Below are 21,360 nucleotides of genomic sequence, written 5' to 3' on the forward strand. Positions count from 1 at the left end.
TTATCGTAAACTAAATAATTTTTTGTTTCCCCTTTTTTAACGTACAAAGGCATTGGCCATGCCACCATCTACATTGATGATGTTTCCAGTGCTTTTGTTCAAGACCGCGACCAGGGCGAATACCCCATTCGCGATGTCGGCCGGATAAATAATTTGGTTCAACAGGTTTCTTTTGGCATAATGAGCGGGGAGTTCTTCCACGCTAATTCCATAGGCTTTGGCCCGACCTTCGGCCCAATCGCCTTCCCATATTTTACTACCTACGATGACCCCGTCGGGGTTAACCGTATTTACACGTATTTGGTCACTGCCCAACTCAGCGGCCAAGAGGCGTGCCATGTGTTGTTGAGCGGCCTTAGAAGTGCCGTAGGCTACATTGTTGGGCCCTGAAACCAATCCGTTTTTACTGGCAATACTTATAAAGTCGCCACCTAGGTTTTGTTTGCGCATAATGGCAACCGCTTTTTGGGCGAGTTCAAACTGGCCTTTTACCAAAACGTTCTGCAGGATGTCCCAATCTTTTTCAGTGGTTTCCTCCAAGGGTTTTGAAATGGCGAGTCCGGCACTGTGTACCACAATATCGACGCCCCCGAAATCAAGGCAGGCTTTTTTAAAGGCATTTTCTATGGAGTCGGATTTGGTTACATCGCAGACGGCATAACTGGCCGTATCCCTACCGTACGTCTTAAGGGCTTCCTGTAAGCGATCTTCCGCAATATCGGTAAGTACTACATTGGCGCCTTCTTCGGCAAGTTTGTCGGCAATGGCCTTGCCTATACCGCCACCGGCACCCGTGACCAAGGCTACTTTTCTCGATAGCGGTTTTTCTTTGGGCATGCGCTGTAGTTTGGCTTCTTCCAAGAGCCAATATTCAATATCGAAAGCCTCTTGTCGAGGTAGCGAGGTGTATGATGTTATGGCTTCTGCGCCCCGCATTACATTTATGGCGTTGACGTAAAATTCATTGGCCACCCGTGTGGTCTGTTTGTTCTTGGCAAAACTGAACATTCCCACTCCGGGTAAGATGATTATAACCGGACTGGCATCGCGCATGGCCGGGCTATTGGCCCTTTTATGGGTGTTGTAATAATCGGCGTATTCTTTCTTGTACTGCTCAAAGGCAGGTTTTAGTTGCCTAAGAACGGCATCGGTATCGGTAAAATCGGCATTGGCGTCAATGTCAAGGACCAAGGGTTGTATTTTTGTCCTCAGAAAATGATCGGGACAAGAAGTGCCCATAGGGGCCAAACGATCTAGGTCATTGCTGTTGATAAACTCAAGTACGACCTCGCTATCGTTAAAATGTCCGATCATCCTATTCTCCGAAGAGCATAGGCCACGAAGCAAGGGCATGAGCTGGGCGGCTTTTTCGGCCCGTTCTTTTTCGGGGAGGCTTCCTATTTTCTGCCCGCCAAAAACACTTCCTTTTTCCTGTATTTTTTTCTCTATATATGCAGAAGCCATTTCAATGACCTCCAAACTGTTCATGTACGATTCGTAAGACGTATCGCCCCAAGTGAAGAGACCGTGGCTTCCTAAAACGATACCTCGAATACCGGGGTTGTCGGCAAGACATTTTTCCAATTGTAGTCCTAGATCGAAACCGGGCCTTTGCCAAGGAACCCAGCCCATGGTATCTCCCCAAATCTCTTTGGTCACTTTTTCACTGTCTTTTGCCGCAGCCACTGCAATGAGGGCATCGGGGTGCAAGTGGTCTATATGTTTAAAGGGGAGCAAGCCGTGCAAGGGCGTGTCAATGGAAGGGGCCTTGCTATCTAGGTCGTAGATGCAGTGGTTGAAAAGGCCTACCATGCGGTCTTCGTCGTCAAGGCCGCCGTATACGTCTTTTAAGTTTCTGAGTCGCTCGGTGTACAAGCCCGCAATTCCGGCCTTGGTCAAGGTGCCTATGTCTCCTCCCGAACCCTTGATCCACATGACCTCTACTTCCTCATTGGTGAGCGGGTCTTTCTCTATGGTCTTGCAGCTGGTGTTTCCTCCGCCATAATTGGTAATCCTGAGGTCAGCCCCAAGAATATTGGAACGGTACAAGAAGAGCGCAACTTGATCGTCTCCCAATCGGGCCGCTGTTTTATCGTCCCACAGATAATCTACATATTTGAATTGCCTAACCGAGTCGTTCATTTTTTATGATGTTTTTTTAGTTGAGGCTAAAGTAAAACAGTGTTACCGTGTTTCTATCCTGTACTGTACCGTAGTGGGGCTTTTTATTTTATACCGATCGTAAGGTGTGCGCTTTTACAATTTGTAAAATCAAATTCTTTTATTCTATATTTTTTTTTGAACTTCACCAAGATTTTATAATGTCCCTTTAAAATGGAAATGTTTAAACATATACAGATAGACGAACAATCGAGAATACCTAAATATAGGCAAATTGTCGATTCCATTATCCATAACATTTCTACGGGCAAGCTGAAAATAGACGAGAAAATACCCTCTATAAACAGTTTTAGTGAAGAATATTTGCTTTCAAGGGATACGGTCGAGAAGGCGTACAATATTCTTAAAGAGCGAAAGATAATCTCGTCGATTCGCGGGAAGGGTTATTACGTTACCAGGACCCAATTGATTTCAAAGGTCAACATCTTGTTCTTGATCAATAAGTTGAGTACCTACAAGATGCAGATTTACAATTCGTTTATCAATAGTATAGGGGCGAATTCCCATACGGACCTCCATATTTACCACTGTGATGATTCGCTCTTTTTGAACCTACTGGATAAGAACATAAGGGCCTACGATTACTATGTGATCATGCCGCACTTCAAGACCGATGATTTAAAGCACTTGAGTTTTACCGATGAAGCGGTCAAGGCCATTAACACCATACCTGATGACAAGCTCGTTATTATGGATAATAACAAGCTACAGATAAAGGGTAATTGTATTGAGGTGTATCAAGATTTTGAAAACGATATCTATAATGCCCTAAAAGATGGACTGCCCAAAATAAAAAAGTACCAAAAACTTGTACTGGTCTTTCCTGAAAGTTCAATGCACCCTTATCCAAGACGCATTCTTCACGGTTTCCGTAAGTTTTGCGCCGAGTTTTCCATAGCCTTTGAAATTTTAGGCGAAATATATGATGATATCATCCTGAAAAAAGGAGATCTCTTTATTACCATAGAGGAAACCGACCTTGTTAATCTCGTCAATCAGATTCGCGATAAGGAATTTGCCCTAGGGGAAGATATCGGGGTCATCTCATATAATGATACACCGTTAAAGGAGCTTTTGGGTATTACGGTTATTTCTACCGATTTTAAGATGATGGGGCAAACTGCCGCCCAGATGATCCTGAACAAGAAAAAAGGAAAGGTCAAGAATCCCTTTAACTTTATAGATAGGGAATCGGTATAGGCCTGCTTTCGTTTTTGTGTTTTGGCCGAATTGAAACGAATCCCTCCCATGCAGTACACTACAGGATAGTAAAGAAAAAATGCTTCATTAGTTTTAGGCTCGTAGAAGTGTAGTATTGCTGTGGTAAAGCCAAGGCGTAGCACATTTACACTAACTTAGAAGAAGATATGGACCGGCACAGGGCCGATTATCCTCTTTTTAAGAGCAAAAACTAAGCATATGACCGTAAAAACACTGAAAACCGACATCTTTTTTCTTTTCGTCTGTTGTGTTTTGCTATTGACATTCTCGTGTTCTTCCGATGCGAAGAAGACTAGTGTTGCCCTTGGTGCTGAACATCCGAAAATTGCAAAGTTAAAATTGCAACCGGGTTTCGCCGCGGAGCATTTATATAGTCCGGGAGACAATGGTATGGGAAGTTGGGTGGCCATGACCTTTGACAACAAAGGGCGGCTCATTACTTCAGACCAATACGGTGCCCTGTACCGTATGAAAATCTCACCGATAGGGTCCGATAATCTCTTGCCCGAAATCGAAAAGTTGAAGATCCACACCGGTGAGCAGGTGGCCGATTCCATCATACAGATGGGCTACGCACAAGGCTTGTTATATGCCTTTAATAGTCTGTACGTTATGGTCAATCATAGGGGTGACGATGCATTTGAAAAGACCAGCGGTCTCTATAGGTTACAAGATACCGATAATGATGATCAATACGATAAAATAACCCTTTTGAAATCCCTAGAGGGGGCTGGGGAGCACGGCCCTCATAGTATCGTGCCTTCCCCTGATGGAAAATCACTTTACGTGATTGCGGGCAACCATACCGATTTGCCGGAAATGGATGGATACTGCCTTCCGAATAATTGGAAAGACGACAACCTTTTTCCACAGATAAAGGATCCACGCGGACATGCCAATGACCGTGGGGCGCCAGGAGGTTGGGTAGCCCATCTGGATCCCGAAGGAAAACGCTGGGAATTGGTAGCTTCCGGTTTTCGAAATCCCTTCGATTTGGCGTTCAATGACTTAGGGGATATGTTCGTTTACGACTCGGATATGGAATGGGATTTGGGTATGCCGTGGTATCGCCCGACACGTATCTGCCATGTGACTAGCGGGGCCGAGTTTGGATGGCGAACGGGTAACGGAAAGTGGTCGGCCGCTTATCCTGACAATTTACCTCCGGTACTGAATATAGGTCAGGGCTCGCCAACCAATGTCGTATACGGAAAAGGTGCCAAATTCCCTTCAAAATATCAAAACAGTGTCTTTGCCTTCGATTGGAGCTTCGGTATTATCTACGCGATAGAAATGGAACAAAAGGGCGCTTCGTACATCGGAAAGAAAGAGGAGTTTTTATCGGGAATTCCACTTCCCCTGACCGATGGGGTCATAGGTCCTGACGGTGCCATGTATTTTATGACGGGAGGAAGACGATTGGAATCGGATCTGTATCGCGTCTATTATAAAGACCAGGAATCTATTGATGCTTCGGATATTGTTTTGGAAGATACCAAGGAAAACAAGATCCGTAAAGAGCTGGAAACCTACCATGGGGAAGCAAAGGAAGGGGCCTTGGCCTTCGCTTGGCCTTTCCTGAAGAGCAAAGATCGCTTTGTTCAATATGCCGCCCGTATTGCGGTAGAACACCAACCCGTTGCCACTTGGCAGGAAATGGTCTTTAAGGAGGCCGATGCGATTCGAAAAATACAGGGTGTGGTAGCTTTGGCCAGACAGGGAGATGCAAGCCAACGCGATCGTTTATTGAACACCTTGGTCAATATTGATTATGTGAGTCTTTCTGAGCAGCATCAAGTAGATTTGGTACGTGCCATTGAGCTTACCTTGTCGCGCTTCGGAAAGCCGAACGCCGATATCAAAAGAAATATCAGTGCGTATCTTTCGCCTCATTACCCGGCCGATACCGACGTGTTGAACCAGTTGTTGAGCAAGACCCTAGTGTACGTAGATGATCCTTCGGTGGTTTCGAAAACCTTGAGGTTGCTAGAGTCTGAAGAAGGGGAGAATGCCTCCGTTATGGCCAATACGGCCACCGATGCGGCGGACTTGATCTTGAGAAACCCCCAGTACGGAATGGATATAGCCGAAACGCTGAAAAATATGCCCTTGGCCCAACATACCTATTACGGTTTGGTGCTTCAGGATGCTACGACCGGATGGACCCCCCAACTAAGGGAAAAGTATTTCAAGTGGTTTTATAAGGCCTTTTCGTTCAAAGCGGGCCGTAGCTATATCGGTTTTATCGATAAGGCTCGGAAAAAGGCACTGACCCATGTAGCGGATAGTAAAAGGGAGTTTTACAACCAAATGTCCGGGGATTCCTTGCTTAGCAAGTCGGGGAACTCTTTGGCTTCAAGTGCCGTGCAACCTAAAGGTCCGGGCAAGAGATGGAAAGAAGAAGACATCGCCCCCTTGTTGGTCGATGGTTTACATAATAGGAATTTTGAAACGGGCAGGAATATGTTCTTGGCCACCAATTGTATCACCTGCCATAGTATGCGCGGCGAAGGTCAGAATATAGGTCCTGATTTGACGCAGGTCGGAACCCGATTTTCTCCCGAAGATATCCTAAGGGCCATTATAGATCCTAATGATGTGATTCCAGACCAGTACAATACAACTGTTTTCTCTTTAAAAGATGGCAACTCCATTGTGGGGAGATTGATCAGTGAGGAAGGGGCCGATTACAAGGTTTCCCAAAATCCGTATGCGCCCGAAATTATCAGGAGTATACCCAAAAATGAGGTGACCGATATGAAAATGTCTACGGTTTCCTTGATGCCACCGGGTAGCATTAACCGCTTGAGCGATGATGAGGTAAAGGATTTACTGGCCTATCTTATCTCTGGTGGGGATACAAAAAACGAGATTTTTTCCAAAGAATAAAAAATTATACACAAATCGCCATTTCGTAGTGCGAAAAAGACATGCAAAATTCAGTTCTTGTAAAATATAAGAAGTCCGTTCAGGGCGTGATATCAAAAAGGAAGCAGGCCTTATACTTCTCCTTTTCGGGCAGCCGAACGCTTTTTGTTGTCCTAATGTCAGCGGTTTGTATAGGTCAGCTCGGATGTAAGGAAGTGCGTGGTTCGGGTGATGCCACTACCGAAAGGAAGGAAGAGGGCTTCGTTGAAATTTTCAATGGAAAGGATTTGGAAGGATGGGAAGGAAATCCGACGTATTGGAGGGTGGAAGATGGAAACCTGGTCGGAGAGGTAAGCCCTGAAACCCCACTGAAGAAAAACACCTTTGTCATATGGCAAGGCGGGCAAGCCGACGATTTTGAACTGCGCCTCGACGTAAAGATTACCGAATCGGGAAACAGCGGTATCAATTATAGAAGTGAACTCTTAGATTCCATACCTTATGCATTGCGCGGCTATCAGGCCGATATTGACGGTAAGAACAGGTATACGGGGCAGAATTACGAAGAAAGAAAAAGAACCACTTTGGCCTATCGAGGCGAAAAGGTATTGGTCAAGGGGCAAACGGATCACAATACAGCGGTTTTGCGCGACAACGTAAAAAAAAATTGCTGGCAGAGTAGGGAAGTGGTCGAGTCTTTAGGTGATAGCGATTCGCTAAAAACCAAGATACGGATGGAAGATTGGAATCATGTCCGTTTAGTGGTTCAAGGCAATAGGTTGCAACACTATGTAAACGGCATCCTGATGAGTGATGTTACCGATAATGATTCCGTCAATCGTAAGATGTCGGGCCATTTGGGTATGCAGGTGCATGTTGGCCCGCCGATGAAAGTGGCCTACAAGAATATATTCCTTAAAGAATTATAGCAAGTATTGAACAAACATAAAGCAGCAATGTCAGCTCTCGATTTTATACATAACGGCAAGGATAAAATAGGCAATACCGCCCAAATTGGAGGTATTGAAACCTCTGTGCTCGATAATGGATTGGGACGTGGTTCCCGTATTGCATGGATCAATACGGGAACCGGACTTCGGTACAAGCTCGTAATTGACCGCGGAATGGACATTGCCGATGCCTTTTACAAAGAGCATAGCTTGGCTTGGCTAAGCCATACCGGCGTTGTTCCGCCCGAGCGTTTTTCCGATAAGGGAATGGGGTGGATCCGCAATTTTGGAGGGGGACTTCTAACTACATGCGGATTATCGCATGTGGGCGGACCGGAGGAAGATGGGTATGGGGCTAGGGGACTGCACGGCCTGATCAGTAATACGCCTGCCGAGATTATATCGATCGTCCAACCCGATCCGGCTGCCGGAAAAATGGAAATGAGCATTACCGGTATAATTAGAGAAACCCAAGTATTTGGTCCGTCATTGGAGTTGAAACGAACCATTTCGGGCCAATTGGGCGAAGCAAAGATCAGTATTCACGATGAGGTCATAAACCGCGGGAACCAAAAAGTGCCACATATGATTTTGTACCATGTGAATTTTGGTTGGCCCCTGATAGACGAAGGAACGGATTTGTTATGGAAGGGAGATTGGCAATCGCCTACCCCTGATGCTGAAGGAAAAATATTTAAAGACGGAATAAACTTCCGCAAATGCCCGGCTCCCATGGAAGCACATTCGGGTACGGGGGAAGACGTGGCCTTTATCGATGTAGAATCCGATGCTTCCGGAAATGCCAATTGTGGTATCTATAACAAAAAGTTAGGTTTGGCCGTGGCGCTTCGCTTTCCTAAAGAACAACTGCCCTGGTTGATCAATTGGCAGCACTGGGGAAAAAACGAATACGTGACCGCTCTTGAACCGGCTACAAATCCGCCCATAGGCCAGAAAAGGGCTAGGGAAGAAGAGAGCCTGATTTTTTTATCGCCGAATGAAAGCAGGAGCTATACACTGGAATTGGAAGTGCTGGCGCCCGAAAAAATAGAATCATTTATAACATCCTTTTTATAAAATAAACATTGAACAATATGGCAAATTCATTAGCTGAAAAGGCATTGGAACAAGGACAGGGAATTTTACGATTGGCGCCGACATGGGTACCGCGGTCTTTCTGTGTTCCTGGTAGAAGAATAAAATTGCACCCAGACGATTACTACGTCTTAGGAGGTGAACGAGGCGGGATCGACGAACGTTGGTTTTCTTCTACGACCCCTGCGGAGAACGGTCCCTTGACGGGTAAGAACGAAGGCCTTAGCCAAGTTGTTCTTGAAGATGGCGGAAAGGAAGTACAGATTCTTCTCAAAGATGTAGTTGATGAGTTAAAGGGAGAGATTATAGGTGATCGCTTGTGGAACGAGTATGAGAGCTGGCCTATGTATTCCAAGTTTTTTGACAATATGGGCCCCTTGCCGCATCACATTCATCACAACGATGAACATGCCGCGAAAATCGGACAAAAAGGAAAGCCTGAAGCCTATTATTTTCCACCTCAAGTAAACAACCATGGCGGGGACTTTCCGTATACCTTCTTCGGTATAACGCCGGGGACGACCAAGGAAGAAATAAAGGAATGTTTGATGAATTTTTCTAAAGGGGACAATAAGATCACCAATTTTTCGTCGGCTTTTAGGTTAGAGCCCGGAACAGGATGGGATGTGCCACCAGGAATGCTCCATGCGCCGGGAAGCATGTGTACCTACGAGCCGCAAAAGGCTTCCGATGTTTTTGCCATGTACCAATCTTTGGTAAACGAGGCTATTATTCCAGAAGAGCTATTGTGGAACGGAACGCCAAAAGATAGAATGGGCGATTATGACCAGTTGATGGAAGTTATAGATTGGGAGTTGAACACGGATCCGAATATGTTGGAAACCCGTTTTATGAGACCTGTTCCCGTAAAGCCACTTGAAGAAATGGAAGCGGAAGGCTATGTCGATAAATGGATCTGTTATCGCTCCGAGGCCTTTAGTGCCAAAGAATTGACGGTCTTGCCAGGTCAAACGGTTACGATCAAGGATAGCGCATGTTACGGAATGATCATGATGCAAGGGCATGGCAAGATGGGCGTATGGGATATTGAAACACCATCGCTGATCCGCTACGGACAATTGACACACGATGAATATTTTGTTACTGAAAAAGCGGCAAAAACAGGTGTAACTATTGTAAATCACAGCAAAACCGACCCAATTGTCATGTTAAAACACTTTGGACCTAAAAATCCTGACCTTAAATTATAAATAAACCGTATTTTAGAGCAAGTGTATTTTTTACGTTTAATAAGATGCACTCGAAATCAAAAAATAGATACGTTTAATTTAAAAGTACAGAAGTATGAAAGACAACGCTTTTCCAAAAATCCACAATGCCTCATGGCCCGGTATCGTGGGTAAAGGCCCTGATTCAGAGCCTCCCATTTCCCTTGATAAAATGCTTGAAATGACGGCCAAGGCTGAAGTGAACGGTATAAAGTTCGACGGTATAGATATCGGACTCTTTGATCCGCACGTTGATATTCATAGTTCTGACGATGACATCAAACGCCTGGCCGACAAGGTAGCGGGCCATGGTCTGAACATCGGTACGCTCGTGGCCCCTATTTGGGGAGGCCCTACTTTGGGTTCCGATGATGACCGCAAGACTTTTGCAGCTATGGTACAGCGCGCATGTCATTTCGGTAAAATTTTCCGTGAACACGGCGTAAGACAATATGGGGTAATTCGCATAGATTCGGCTTCTAGTCCCGAAGAATGGGCCAAAGACCCCGTGAACAATACCAAATTGATAGCCAAAACATTCCGTGAGGCCTGTGATGTGGCTGCCGATTATGATGAAAAATTGGCTGCCGAAGGCGAAATTTGCTGGGGAGGAATGCACAGCTGGAAAGCGATGGTGGAAACCTTGGAGGCCGTTGATCGACCCAATATCGGATTTCAGGCCGATATGTCGCATACCCTTTTGTATTTGTTGGGCTACAATGCCCCTGAAGATCGAATTCTACCTCAAGACTTCGACTGGTCCGACCGAAAAACCTTGGAAGCCGGACTAAAAACGGTTACCGACGCCCTAAGGCCTTGGACCATTGATTTTCACGTGGCCCAAAATGATGGAACCGTTCACGGAACGGGATCGCACGATAAGACCGGACGCCACTGCTTGGCTACGGATCCCAACGGAAAACTGGATGTTGCCAACGACGCCGGCTATTGGTTACGTGACGGTAACGGCGAATTGACCAAGGCTTTCAAGCATATTTGTTGGGACGGTTGTATGTTCGATAACGATGTGATGATGAAGCAACAGACCTGGAACGATATTCTGGCGACCTTGATCAAGGTGCGGGAATTACACGGATGGAGTTAACTAACAAAAGAAGGAGAATCATGATGTCATTTGTTACGGTTAACGGAATACAATTATACTACGAAATAAGAGGTAAGGGAAAACCATTGTTGTTGATTATGGGTATTACCGCCCCATGTTCCGTGTGGGAAAAACATGTTTCGTATTGGGAAAAAGAATACCGCTGTATCATTTTCGATAACCGCGGGGTGGGCTTGTCCGATAAACCGGAAGGTCCCTATACAACGGCCCAGATGGCCGATGATAGCGCAGCACTTTTAGACGCCTTGAAAATACCGAATGCCGCAGTGGTTGGCGTATCTATGGGCGGGGCGATTGCCTTGCAGATGGCCATTAGGCATCCTGAAAAGGTGTCTGCCATGGTGGCCATGTGTCCTTGGGCCAGTTGCGATAGAAAAGGAGAAGCTATTTTTAGACATATAACTCACATAAAGGCCCATTTGAGGCCTGAGCAATTTGCCCATTTTATGCAGTTGCTCATTTTTGACAAAGCCACCTTTGATAATGACGCCGAATATGAGGGCTTGTTGGAAGGGCAAAAAGGAGCGGCCTTAGAAGCCATTCAACAGCCCTTGCACGGTTTGGAGGCCCAAGCGGAGGCCTGTATAAGCCACAATGTGGTGGATCAGCTGCCGCAAATTAAGTCGCCTTCCCTCGTAATCGGGGGCAAGCAAGATATGTTCGTTCCTGAATGGATGGTGCGTGAGGTGGCCGAAGGTATCCCTGATAGCGAACTGCATCTGTACGACAATGCAGGGCATGCTTTCCATTGGGAAAAATTGGATGATTTTAATCCAAGAGTTTTGAATTGGTTAAAAGCCAACTATTAAGTCGAGCCTTGCAATGGAATAGGTACATATATTTTGTATCCCTATTCGAGGTGACGGCAAATTCAACCCTAATAAAAAAATAACGATGTCAAAAATAAAAATTGGTTGTGAGACCTATACTTGGGCAATGTCCGGTGAAACGTATAAAAATAAATTAGAGCATATAATAGAGGTAACTTCTAAGGCCGGATTCAAAGGCATTGAACCCGATACCGGTTTTATGAACGGCTTTACCGATCCAAAAGTCTTTAAGGAGGCCTTGGACAGGAATAATATTGAATTGTCGGTGCTTTGTCATGTGGAAGATTGGCGTAATCCGAAAGAGACGGATGCCGAAAGAAAGAATGCGGATCAATGGATCGAGTTTATGAAGCATTTTCCCGAAGCTATTCTTCTATTGGTGCAAATGCCGGGGCAAGATCGAGAGCACTTAAAAGAACGTCAACAAAACCTGTTGACTTGTGTGAACGAAATCGCCACCAGGGCGGCAGGCGAAGGTGTGGTATGTTCATATCACCCCAATTCTCCCATGGGCTCGATCTATAGAACCGAAGAAGATTACAAAATCTTATTGAACGGTTTGGATAGTAGGGTCATTAAATATACGCCTGATGTAGGGCACATGGCCAAAGGAGGCATGGACCCCTTGCCCATTATAAAGCAATATCGCGAGTTGGTCAATTGTGTGCATTATAAAGATATGTACGACAATGGCAAATGGGCGGCAATGGGCGATGGTATTATTGATTTTAAGGGAATAACATCGTATTTAAAGGAAACCGATTTTGAAGGGTGGATCATCGTAGAAGATGAATGTGATGCTGCTATCACCGATCCCGACGGCATTACCATGCAAGATGGTGTTTATATAGAAGAAGTATTGAGACCCTTGATATAGAAAAGAACATTTTTTAATTTAAAACTACAGATAAATGGCACACAAAAAAGAACTCCGGATAGGATTGATAGGTACTGGTTTAATGGCAAGAACGCATACAAACGGTTATAAGCGTAGCGGTGATTTTTTCCCTGAACTTGAATATCGACCGGTGCTCAAAACAGTGTGTGCCAGAACCGAGGAAAAGGTAAAGGCCTTTGCCGAGCAATGGGGCTATGAGTCGTATGAAACGGATTGGAGGGCGGTTATTGCCAGGGACGATATTGACGCCGTCGATATTTGTACCCCTAACCACATGCATGCCAATATTGCCATTGCGGCCGCCGAGGCGGGTAAAATGGTACTTTGCGAAAAACCTTTGGCGCGTTCCGTAGCGGAAGCCCAGCCTATGGTCGATGCAATTGCAAAGGCCGGTGTAGCGAATACCGTTTTCTATAACTACCGTCGTATACCGGCCGTTACCTTGATCAAACAGATCGTCGATTCGGGTAAGCTGGGTAAGATATTCCACTACAGGGCCAATTTTTTACAAGATTGGACCATCAACCCCGAGCTGCCACAAGGTGGCGAGGCCCTATGGCGATTAGATGCCGAAGCTGCGGGTTCAGGAGTAACGGGAGATCTTTTGGCGCATTGTATCGATAGTGCCATGTGGTTGAACGGACCGATTAAAGACGTGTCTGCGGTAACCGAGACGTTTATAAAGGAACGCGTACACCAAGATACCGGTGAGGTCACAAAGGTAAGCATAGATGATGCTTGTATTTTTCATTGCCACTTTGAGAACGGGGCCTTGGGCCTTTTTGAGGCCACCCGTTACGCCCGGGGGCATAAGGCTTTGAATACCTTGGAAATCAATGGGGAACATGCTTCCTTGAGATGGGATTTGCACGATATGAACTACCTTGAAATGTACGACCATGCAGATGATGCCGTGGTGAGGGGATGGCGCAGGATCTTGATAACGGACAGTGACCAGCCTTATATGGATAAATGGTGGATTCCGGGTACGTCTATCGGCTATGAACATTCGTTTGTGCACCAAGTGGCCGATTTTTTAAAAAGTTTGGAAACCGGGGAAGCCTGTGAGCCCACCTTTGAAAATGCCTTGATGACCCAAAAGGTTTGTGAGGCCGTTATCAATTCGGCCAATTCAAAAAGCTGGAAAGATACAGGTCTGGTGTAGGCATGCCTTGGGCCTAAAACCGAGTAAAATTAAAAACCCGAAATACATTGCTAAAAGCTGTATTTCGGGTTTTACTTTATGTAATAGAAGGCTTCCTTAGGCGGAACGGTACCAATCGTACATTTTTTTAATGCCTTCTTCAAGATCTATTTGGTGTTTCCAGCCCAAACCGTGAAGCTTAGAGACATCGGTCAATTTCTTCATAGTGCCATCGGGTTTGTCGGCATTGAATTGTAAAGGACCTTCAAAACCGACCATAGCTTTTATGGATTCGGCCAACTCGCGAATAGAGAGATCTTTGCCCGTACCGATATTGATATGGGTATTTCTGATTTCCTTCTCGGCAGGAGCATAGGTGTCTTCGAAATTTCTACTTTTCATAATGAAAATACACGCATCGGCCATGTCTTCCGACCAGAGAAACTCACGCATGGGTTTTCCACTGCCCCAAATTTCGACACTTACCTTGTCGTCGGTCTTCTTAACGCCGTATTTTTCTAAGATGGAATAGATTTCGCTTTCGCTTGCCTTGCCATCGACACCTTCGATCGGGCGCTCGTTCAAATCTTTACGCACCGTTGTCCAGTCTTGCGCTTCCAAGGCCCTGCCTAAATGCATTTTGCGGATTAGGGCAGGAAGTACGTGCGACTTTTCCAAATCAAAATTATCGTTCGGGCCGTACAGGTTGGTGGGCATGACCGAAATAAAATTGGTGCCGTACTGTAAATTATAGCTTTCGCAAAGTTTAATACCGGCTATTTTGGCAATGGCGTAAGGCTCGTTCGTATACTCAAGGGTATCCGTAAGTAGATAGTCCTCTTTCATGGGTTGCGGACAGGCCTTGGGGTAAATACAGGTACTGCCCAAAAACAGAAGCTTCTTTACGTTGTTCACATAACTTTGGTGTACAACGTTGTTCTGGATCATGAGGTTGGCGTAAATGAAATCGGCCCTATAGGTATTGTTCGCTACGATACCGCCCACTTTTGCCGCTGCAAGAAAAACGTATTCTGGTTTTTCTTCGGCAAAAAAAGCAGCTACGGCATTGGCGTCGGTCAAATCAAGTTCGGCATGCGTACGCAATACGAAATTGGAAAACCCTTCGGCCTTGAGCTTTTTTAAAATGGCGCTGCCTACAAGGCCACGGTGTCCTGCAATATAGATTTTTGCATCCTTGTCCATGCTATTCGAAATAATTCATGATACGATAGCCACCTTCTTTTAGGTAGGTGTCTTTCTTCATCAATTTTAAATCGCTCTGCATCATATCTTCCACCAAATCTTTCAAATCGTATTTTGGGGTCCATCCCAATTTGTTGTTGGCCTTGCTCGGGTCACCGATAAGAAGGTCTACTTCCGTTGGTCTAAAGTACCTAGGGTCAACGGCAACGATTTCTTTTCCTATCTCTACTTGGTAATCGGGGTTGCTGCAAGAAACGACGGTACCTTTTTCATCAACACCTTCTCCTGTAAAAGCAACTTCGATTCCCGCCTCGGCGAAACTCATTTTAACGAAGTCACGAACAGTGGTCGTTTTTCCGGTGGCTATGACCCAATCTTCCGGTTCATCGGCCTGAAGGATCATCCACATCATTCTTACGTAATCCTTGGCGTGGCCCCAGTCTCTTTTTGCATCGAGGTTACCTAGGTAAACCTTGTCTTGAAGACCCAATGCGATCCTTGAAGCCGCCCTTGTAATCTTACGGGTAACAAAAGTTTCCCCACGGATAGGCGATTCATGGTTGAAAAGTATACCGTTACAAGCGTACATGCCATAGGCTTCACGATAGTTTACGGTAATCCAATAGGCGTACATTTTTGCAACAGCATATGGGCTACGAGGGTAGAACGGTGTGGTTTCCGACTGTGGTACTTCTTGCACCTTACCATAGAGCTCAGAAGTCGAGGCTTGATAGATACGGGTCTTTTTCTCCAATCCAAGAAGACGTACGGCATCTAGAATACGAAGGGTACCTATACCATCGGCATTGGCCGTATATTCAGGAGTTTCAAAAGAAACCGCTACGTGGCTCATTGCCGCCAAATTGTATATTTCGTCGGGTTGAATTTCCTGTATAAGGCGAATTAGGTTGGTACTATCGGTCATATCACCATAGTGAAGGTGAAGATTCCGATTTTCAACATGCGGATCTTGGTACAAGTGATCGATTCTATCCGTATTGAAAAGCGATGACCTTCGCTTTAGTCCGTGGACCTGATATCCTTTTTTTAATAAAAATTCAGCCAAATATGCTCCATCTTGGCCTGTTATTCCTGTAATCAAACATTTTTTCATAATGCTGAGTGCTAATGGTTTTTTATTTTCTTCGGCAAAGATGCCGATTTATATCGTTATGGACATAACCATAACGCCAAAATAATTTAAAAATAAGGATACTACGATTGTACCGCTCATACTTTGAGAAACCCTTATTATGAACATGGATTTATGATAAAAGAAGTAATTGCTGTAAATCTTGATTACGAAAAACGTAATTTTTTTCTTACTCAAACATTTTCGGAAGCGGATGTTGCCATCCTTCCCGGTACGTCCGTTGCAAAAGTTGGGTGGCTTCGGGGTCATTGACCACGATACGTTGTTTTTGGTCGTAGACCAAGGGACGCCCGAGTTTCATGGCCATGTTGGCCAGAATACAACTAGCCGTCGATATGTGTGCCTCTTGAATATTGGCTACAGGTATGCTTCCCGTATGTATGGCGTTTAAAAAGTCGATCATATGGGCCCGTGTGGCCGGTGCGGCATGTAGTTCTATGTCTTTTTCGGTCAGGTCTTCCGGATATTTTTCCCTTTCGTAAAGCACGTCGCCATGAATTTTTTCACCCTTTCCGGTCGGGACAAAATCGTATTTTTTAACATCCCCCGAAAGCGTTCCCTTTTCCCCATAAAGCTTGAACGACCAAGGGTATTCGGGGTCGGCAGGGGTGCCCCATGACCTATGGTTCCATACGCAGTCGAGTTCGTCAAATTCAAAAATAGCGGTTTGGGTATCGGCAATATTCGATTTCCCGTCTTTTTGCACGTAAATACCACCGGTGGAGCTGATTTTATTGGGCCATCCGAGGTCCAACATCCAACGAACGGTGTCTAACATATGAACGCACATATCGCCCATAATTCCGTTGCCGTATTCCATAAAGGTACGCCACCATCGTCTGTGGGGCATGCCGTCAAAAGGTCTCAAGGGAGCGGGGCCTGTCCACATTTCATAATCGAAATAATCGGGTACCTCTTGTAAGGGAGGGTTGTCATTGGCCCGCATATGGTAATAACAACAGATTTCTACATGTGATATTTTACCCAATAGTCCGGCATCTACGATGTTCTTTTTGGCTTCTACCAGGTGGGGCGTACTTTTTCGCTGGGTGCCCACCTGAATTACCTTGCCGTATTTGTTTGCGGCGGCCACCAAGGCTTCACCTTCCATAACGTCTACACTTATGGGTTTCTGAAGGTATACATGTGCACCGGCCTTAAGGGCCTCTATGCCTTGTAAGGCATGCCAATGGTCGGGACTTCCGATCAGCACGATATCTAGGTTGCGTTCCGCCAACATTTTTTTGTAATCGGTATAGAGCTGTGGTGTCTTTTTGGATTTTTGTCTGAGGGCAACCAGTTTTCCGGCCTCCGAAAGCATATTCCGATCGGGGTCGCAAAGCGAAACGACTTCAACAGGGGCTACTTGCATCAGCCGAAATAGATCGCTCTTTCCGTACCAACCTGTACCGATGAGTCCTACCTTAAAAGGTTTTTCACGGTAATCAAAGTCCAGGGCATAGGCGCCAAAGGAAGAAAGGGCGATGAGGCTTGAAGTGCCCTTGATAAAATTACGTCTGCTAAAAAGGTTGTTTTGGGTATCCATCGGTCGTTTTGTTCGGTTTATATCCTAAAGATATTTAAATCATTACAATTTGCAGCATTGTATTGGGGTGCTTTAATAAATTGGTATATTTAAAACTTTATCAAACCAATACTAACGTATATGAAACCTAAATTTTTGATTGTCGCTTTTTTAATGACATTGGCCTGTCAGCCCCTATGGGCAAAGATTGAACTGCCCCATATTTTTTCCGATCATATGGTATTGCAGCGAAACGAAAAGGTCTCGTTATGGGGCTGGGCCAATACGGGAGAGGAAATTACGGTCCACACGGGTTGGGACAATCAAGAATATCACGTAAAGACCAACATTGAGGCGAAATGGAAATTGGAAATCGATACCCCGGAAGCAGGTGGGCCTTACACGATTAGCCTTAAGGGAGACGAAAACGAAATTGTACTGAAGAATGTTCTGATCGGTGAGGTCTGGTTGTGCTCGGGCCAATCGAATATGCAGTGGAGCGCTACCACAAACGCGGGTATAGATAATGCCGAAGAGGAAATAAAAAAAGCCGACTACCCCAATATTCGTCTTTTTACGGTAGCCCGAAGAACTTCTAATTATCCACAAGACGATTTGCCGGGGACTTGGGAGGTTTGTACACCCGAAACAATGAAAACCTTTAGTGCCGTTGCCTATTTTTTTGCAAGAAGGCTACAGGGAGAACTTAATGTACCGATAGGGCTTATCGATAATGCGTGGGGTGGTTCTCCTGCGGAAGTATGGACCCCGAGGTCTGTTTTCGACAAGAATGAAGACCTAAAGGCCTCGGCCGAAAGCTTGGAAGAGACCCCATGGAGCCCAGTTTCCCCTTCACAATTATACAATGGAATGGTACATGCCATAACGCCTTTTAAGATAGCGGGTACAATCTGGTACCAAGGGGAATCCAATAGAGGGAGATGGGATGTTTACGGCAAGCTTTTTTCCGAAATGGTAGGCTCGTGGCGAGAGGCTTGGGGATACGATTTCCCTTTTTATTACGTGCAGATCGCACCTTATAACTATAAGGAAGCCGAGCAGGGGGTAAGGATTAGGGATGTACAAAGACGCGTGTTGGAGACCTTGCCCAATTCGGGTATGGTGGTAGTGAGCGATATTGCCACAATAGATAATATCCACCCGACCAATAAACAGGATGTAGGTCTGCGATTGGCCAATTTGGCCCTGAAGGAAACCTATCAAAAGTATGAGGGCGAGGTTTACGGACCGCTTTTTAAGGAGGTCCATCCTTTGGGGAAAAAGATTGAAGTCGTCTTTGACCATGCGAAGGGACTCATGGCAAAGGGTAAAAAAGTAACCCATTTTGAAGTGGCCGGTGCCGATGGGGTATATCATCCGGCGAAAGCCGCCATCAAGCAAGACAAAGTGATCTTGTCGTCAAAGATGGTAAAAGAACCCTTGAACGTACGTTTTGGCTGGAGCAATATTGCCGAGCCGAATCTTTTTAATGGAGCGGGTTTGCCGGCTTCAGCGTTTATAAGTGAGTAACCGGCCGTCGGTTCGTTTTTTTTAATTTCAACGCACGGTATTGTTTTGATCTCGTGGGAAAAGATAATTTTATGACCTTACGTTTTTCTAGATGTTTGACCGGTATTTCAATGCTGGCCCTTTTTATGGTTGTTTCCTGTAAAGAAAATAAAACCGAGCAAGAAGTGAAAGTACATAAATATACCAATGCCCTAGCCAGCGAGACCAGTCCGTATTTGTTGCAACATGCCCATAACCCGGTCAATTGGAGGGCTTGGAGCCAAGAAGCATTGGACGATGCCAAAAAAGAAAATAAGTTGGTATTGGTCAGTATCGGGTATTCTTCGTGCCACTGGTGCCACGTTATGGAAGATGAGACCTTTGAGAATGAGGAAGTGGCCAAAATCATGAACGAAAATTTCATCAACATCAAGGTAGACCGTGAAGAGCGTCCCGATGTCGATCAAGTTTATATGACGGCATTGCAGTTGATCTCAGGAAGTGGAGGCTGGCCGTTGAACGTAATAACCCTTCCCAATGGGAAACCGCTCTATGGAGGAACTTACCACACAAGGGAGCAGTGGATGCAAGTGCTGACCAAAATAAGCGAATTGTACAAAAACGACCCGAAAAAGGCGGAGGAGTATTCAGATATGGTAGCGGCTGGTATAGCCGAGGCCAATTTGGTGGAGCCCGCGAAGGGATTCGAATCCATTACCAAAGAGGCCCTAAAGACCAGTGTCGCCAATTGGAGCCCGAATTGGGATTTGGAAGAAGGAGGGGAAAAGGGTGTCCAAAAATTTATGATTCCCTCAAACCTAAGTTTCTTGTTGGACTATGCCGTACTCACGGGTGACGACAAAGCTAAAAGGCATGTAAGGAACACCTTGGATAAAATGGCCTTGGGGGGTGTTTATGACCAGATCGGTGGTGGTTTTTATAGGTATAGTACCGATGCCTTTTGGAAAGTACCGCACTTTGAAAAAATGCTTTACGATAATGCCCAGGTCTTAAGCCTGTACTCAAAGGCGTATACACTTTTTAAGGATGACGCCTACAAAAATGTGGTTTGGGAAACCATTGATTTTCTTGATAGGGAAATGAAAGATACGAACGGGGGCTACCATGCGGCATTGGATGCCGATAGTGAGGGTGAGGAAGGTAAGTTTTATGTGTGGAAGGAAGAAGAACTGAAGTCGGTCTTAGGTGAGGGGTTCGAGCTTTTTTCCGCCTATTACAACATAAATAAGGAAGCTGTTTGGGAAGACGGAAAATACGTGCTCCATAGAAAGGTCGATGATGCTGAATTTGTAAAGGAGCACGATATTGAGCAGGGCAAGCTGAACTTTATAAAGTCGGAATGGAATAAAAAGTTATTGGCGGAAAGAAACAAAAGGGTGTTTCCGCGAAGTGACGATAAGATCATTACCTCTTGGAACGCCTTATTGGTCAATGGCTTTGTAGATGCCTATAAAGCTTTTGGTCAAAAGCGTTTTTTGGAAAAGGCCGAGAGCGTGTTTTCGTTTATACGGTCGAATGCCTATCAAAACGGAAAACTGGTCCATACCTTTAAAAAGGGAAGCAAGCGCAAGGAGGGTTTTATTGAAGATTATGCCTTTATGATCGATGCTTCCCTAGAGCTTTACGGACTTACGCTGAATACCGAATATCTAGATTTTGCCAAGGAGTTGAACGCTAAGGCGGAGGCAGGGTTTGCCGATGAAACTTCGGGGATGTACCATTATAACGAGGGCAATGACCTTATCGCCCGCATCATTAAAACCGATGATGGGGTACTGCCATCCCCTAATGCCGTAATGGCCCATAATTTGTTCCGCTTGGGGCATTTGGACTACAATACGGGGTATACCGAAAAGGCGAAGCGTATGTTGTCGGCAATGGTGCCCACCCTAACGGAAAGTGCACCGAGCTATTCTAAGTGGAATGCCCTTTTATTGAACCATACTTATCCTTATTTTGAGATTGCGGTGGTAGGAAAAGATGCTGAGGTTTTAATAAAGGCCTTAAATGAAATCCATTTGCCCAATGCCCTAGTGGTAGGTAGTAAGGTGGAAAGCAATGCCCCTCTCTTTAAAGATCGTTATGTGGCTGATGGCACTTTTATTTACGTTTGTCGGAATACCACATGCAAGCTTCCGGTCAAGTCCGTTGACGAGGCTTTAGGGCAAATGCGAAACTTTTAAGCACAAGGAATACAATAATCCAATTGTTAAAAGTGGTGTTGCAATACTTTTTATTTATAAATTGTGACACACAAAATAAACAGACAAAACAACTCAACTATGCAGATTAAAGAATCGCCCGAACTCTATGATGTTATCATCGTTGGTTCGGGAGCGGGTGGCGGTATGGCCACCAAGCAATTGGCCGATGCGGGCCTCAAGGTCGCGGTGGTCGAGGCGGGCCC

Annotated in this window: 16 protein-coding genes; 12 read left to right on the forward strand and 4 right to left on the reverse strand. The window is 45.4% G+C overall.

The genetic code is table 11. The features are described 5' to 3' along the window. Positions 1–36: 36 nt before the first annotated feature. Positions 37–2,142 carry a bifunctional aldolase/short-chain dehydrogenase gene (locus B4Q04_RS19950; RefSeq protein WP_088697839.1) on the reverse strand — a complete coding sequence of 702 codons (2,106 nt, stop codon included), beginning with the start codon at positions 2,140–2,142 and terminating at the stop codon, positions 37–39. A 198-nt stretch (positions 2,143–2,340) separates the two neighbouring features. On the opposite strand from B4Q04_RS19950, the gene B4Q04_RS19955 reads away from it, so the two are divergent. The 9 genes from B4Q04_RS19955 (at position 2,341) to B4Q04_RS19995 (ending at position 13,563) form a co-directional block, all read left to right on the forward strand. Then, on the forward strand, positions 2,341–3,381 hold the full coding sequence (locus tag B4Q04_RS19955; protein WP_046287963.1) for a GntR family transcriptional regulator: 1,041 nt from the start codon (positions 2,341–2,343) through the stop codon (positions 3,379–3,381). Between the two features lie 219 nt (positions 3,382–3,600). Next, positions 3,601–6,291, forward strand: coding sequence for a c-type cytochrome (locus tag B4Q04_RS19960; protein WP_088697840.1), 2,691 nt, complete (start codon positions 3,601–3,603; stop codon positions 6,289–6,291). 41 nt (positions 6,292–6,332) lie between these two features. Further along, entirely contained in the window at positions 6,333–7,199 is an 867-nt protein-coding gene (locus B4Q04_RS19965) for a DUF1080 domain-containing protein (protein WP_236631058.1), read from the forward strand. A gap of 27 nt (positions 7,200–7,226) precedes the next feature. Next, entirely contained in the window at positions 7,227–8,297 is a 1,071-nt protein-coding gene (locus tag B4Q04_RS19970; RefSeq protein ID WP_088697841.1) for an aldose 1-epimerase family protein, read from the forward strand. A gap of 17 nt (positions 8,298–8,314) precedes the next feature. Next, complete coding sequence (locus B4Q04_RS19975) at positions 8,315–9,526, forward strand: class I mannose-6-phosphate isomerase (RefSeq protein WP_013994500.1); 1,212 nt, start codon at positions 8,315–8,317, stop codon at positions 9,524–9,526. A gap of 94 nt (positions 9,527–9,620) precedes the next feature. Next, positions 9,621–10,649 carry a sugar phosphate isomerase/epimerase family protein gene (locus B4Q04_RS19980; protein ID WP_088697842.1) on the forward strand — a complete coding sequence of 343 codons (1,029 nt, stop codon included), beginning with the start codon at positions 9,621–9,623 and terminating at the stop codon, positions 10,647–10,649. 20 nt (positions 10,650–10,669) lie between these two features. Beyond that, positions 10,670–11,479 carry an alpha/beta fold hydrolase gene (locus tag B4Q04_RS19985; protein WP_013994502.1) on the forward strand — a complete coding sequence of 270 codons (810 nt, stop codon included), beginning with the start codon at positions 10,670–10,672 and terminating at the stop codon, positions 11,477–11,479. Positions 11,480–11,564: 85 nt separating this feature from the next. Next, positions 11,565–12,377: a sugar phosphate isomerase/epimerase family protein gene (locus B4Q04_RS19990; protein ID WP_013994503.1), complete on the forward strand. Its 813-nt coding sequence runs from the start codon at positions 11,565–11,567 to the stop codon at positions 12,375–12,377. A gap of 34 nt (positions 12,378–12,411) precedes the next feature. Further along, complete coding sequence (locus B4Q04_RS19995) at positions 12,412–13,563, forward strand: Gfo/Idh/MocA family protein (RefSeq protein WP_013994504.1); 1,152 nt, start codon at positions 12,412–12,414, stop codon at positions 13,561–13,563. Positions 13,564–13,659: 96 nt separating this feature from the next. Here B4Q04_RS19995 and B4Q04_RS20000 read toward each other — a convergent pair whose 3' ends face one another. From B4Q04_RS20000 to B4Q04_RS20010, 3 genes are all read right to left on the reverse strand, one after another. Beyond that, positions 13,660–14,745: a GDP-L-fucose synthase family protein gene (locus B4Q04_RS20000; protein WP_088697843.1), complete on the reverse strand. Its 1,086-nt coding sequence runs from the start codon at positions 14,743–14,745 to the stop codon at positions 13,660–13,662. Between the two features lies 1 nt (position 14,746). Beyond that, entirely contained in the window at positions 14,747–15,859 is a 1,113-nt protein-coding gene (gene gmd / locus B4Q04_RS20005; protein ID WP_013994506.1) for a GDP-mannose 4,6-dehydratase, read from the reverse strand. 208 nt (positions 15,860–16,067) lie between these two features. Further along, positions 16,068–17,444, reverse strand: a complete 1,377-nt coding sequence (locus B4Q04_RS20010) for a Gfo/Idh/MocA family protein (protein WP_088697844.1) — start codon at positions 17,442–17,444, stop codon at positions 16,068–16,070. Positions 17,445–17,564: 120 nt separating this feature from the next. Between B4Q04_RS20010 and B4Q04_RS20015 the strand changes: the two genes are divergently transcribed. From B4Q04_RS20015 to B4Q04_RS22525, 3 genes are all read left to right on the forward strand, one after another. Next, on the forward strand, positions 17,565–18,953 hold the full coding sequence (locus tag B4Q04_RS20015; protein WP_088697845.1) for a sialate O-acetylesterase: 1,389 nt from the start codon (positions 17,565–17,567) through the stop codon (positions 18,951–18,953). Between the two features lie 71 nt (positions 18,954–19,024). Further along, positions 19,025–21,136 (forward strand): thioredoxin domain-containing protein, encoded by a 2,112-nt coding sequence (locus B4Q04_RS20020; protein WP_088697846.1) that lies wholly within the window; start codon positions 19,025–19,027, stop codon positions 21,134–21,136. A gap of 99 nt (positions 21,137–21,235) precedes the next feature. Then, positions 21,236–21,360, forward strand: a 125-nt coding sequence (locus tag B4Q04_RS22525; protein ID WP_123772372.1) for an FAD-binding protein, incomplete at its 3' end; no start/stop codon positions are given.

It is taken from the genome of Zobellia sp. OII3 (assembly GCF_002211465.1).
GTDB lineage: Bacteria > Bacteroidota > Bacteroidia > Flavobacteriales > Flavobacteriaceae > Zobellia > Zobellia galactanivorans.

Coding starts and splice junctions, on each gene's coding strand:
- B4Q04_RS19950 (WP_088697839.1), bottom strand. CDS start 2,142: ATGAACGACTCGGTTAGGCAATTCAAATATGTAGATTATCTGTGGGAC.
- B4Q04_RS19955 (WP_046287963.1), top strand. CDS start 2,341: ATGTTTAAACATATACAGATAGACGAACAATCGAGAATACCTAAATAT.
- B4Q04_RS19960 (WP_088697840.1), top strand. CDS start 3,601: ATGACCGTAAAAACACTGAAAACCGACATCTTTTTTCTTTTCGTCTGT.
- B4Q04_RS19965 (WP_236631058.1), top strand. CDS start 6,333: ATGCAAAATTCAGTTCTTGTAAAATATAAGAAGTCCGTTCAGGGCGTG.
- B4Q04_RS19970 (WP_088697841.1), top strand. CDS start 7,227: ATGTCAGCTCTCGATTTTATACATAACGGCAAGGATAAAATAGGCAAT.
- B4Q04_RS19975 (WP_013994500.1), top strand. CDS start 8,315: ATGGCAAATTCATTAGCTGAAAAGGCATTGGAACAAGGACAGGGAATT.
- B4Q04_RS19980 (WP_088697842.1), top strand. CDS start 9,621: ATGAAAGACAACGCTTTTCCAAAAATCCACAATGCCTCATGGCCCGGT.
- B4Q04_RS19985 (WP_013994502.1), top strand. CDS start 10,670: ATGATGTCATTTGTTACGGTTAACGGAATACAATTATACTACGAAATA.
- B4Q04_RS19990 (WP_013994503.1), top strand. CDS start 11,565: ATGTCAAAAATAAAAATTGGTTGTGAGACCTATACTTGGGCAATGTCC.
- B4Q04_RS19995 (WP_013994504.1), top strand. CDS start 12,412: ATGGCACACAAAAAAGAACTCCGGATAGGATTGATAGGTACTGGTTTA.
- B4Q04_RS20000 (WP_088697843.1), bottom strand. CDS start 14,745: ATGGACAAGGATGCAAAAATCTATATTGCAGGACACCGTGGCCTTGTA.
- gmd (WP_013994506.1), bottom strand. CDS start 15,859: ATGAAAAAATGTTTGATTACAGGAATAACAGGCCAAGATGGAGCATAT.
- B4Q04_RS20010 (WP_088697844.1), bottom strand. CDS start 17,444: ATGGATACCCAAAACAACCTTTTTAGCAGACGTAATTTTATCAAGGGC.
- B4Q04_RS20015 (WP_088697845.1), top strand. CDS start 17,565: ATGAAACCTAAATTTTTGATTGTCGCTTTTTTAATGACATTGGCCTGT.
- B4Q04_RS20020 (WP_088697846.1), top strand. CDS start 19,025: ATGACCTTACGTTTTTCTAGATGTTTGACCGGTATTTCAATGCTGGCC.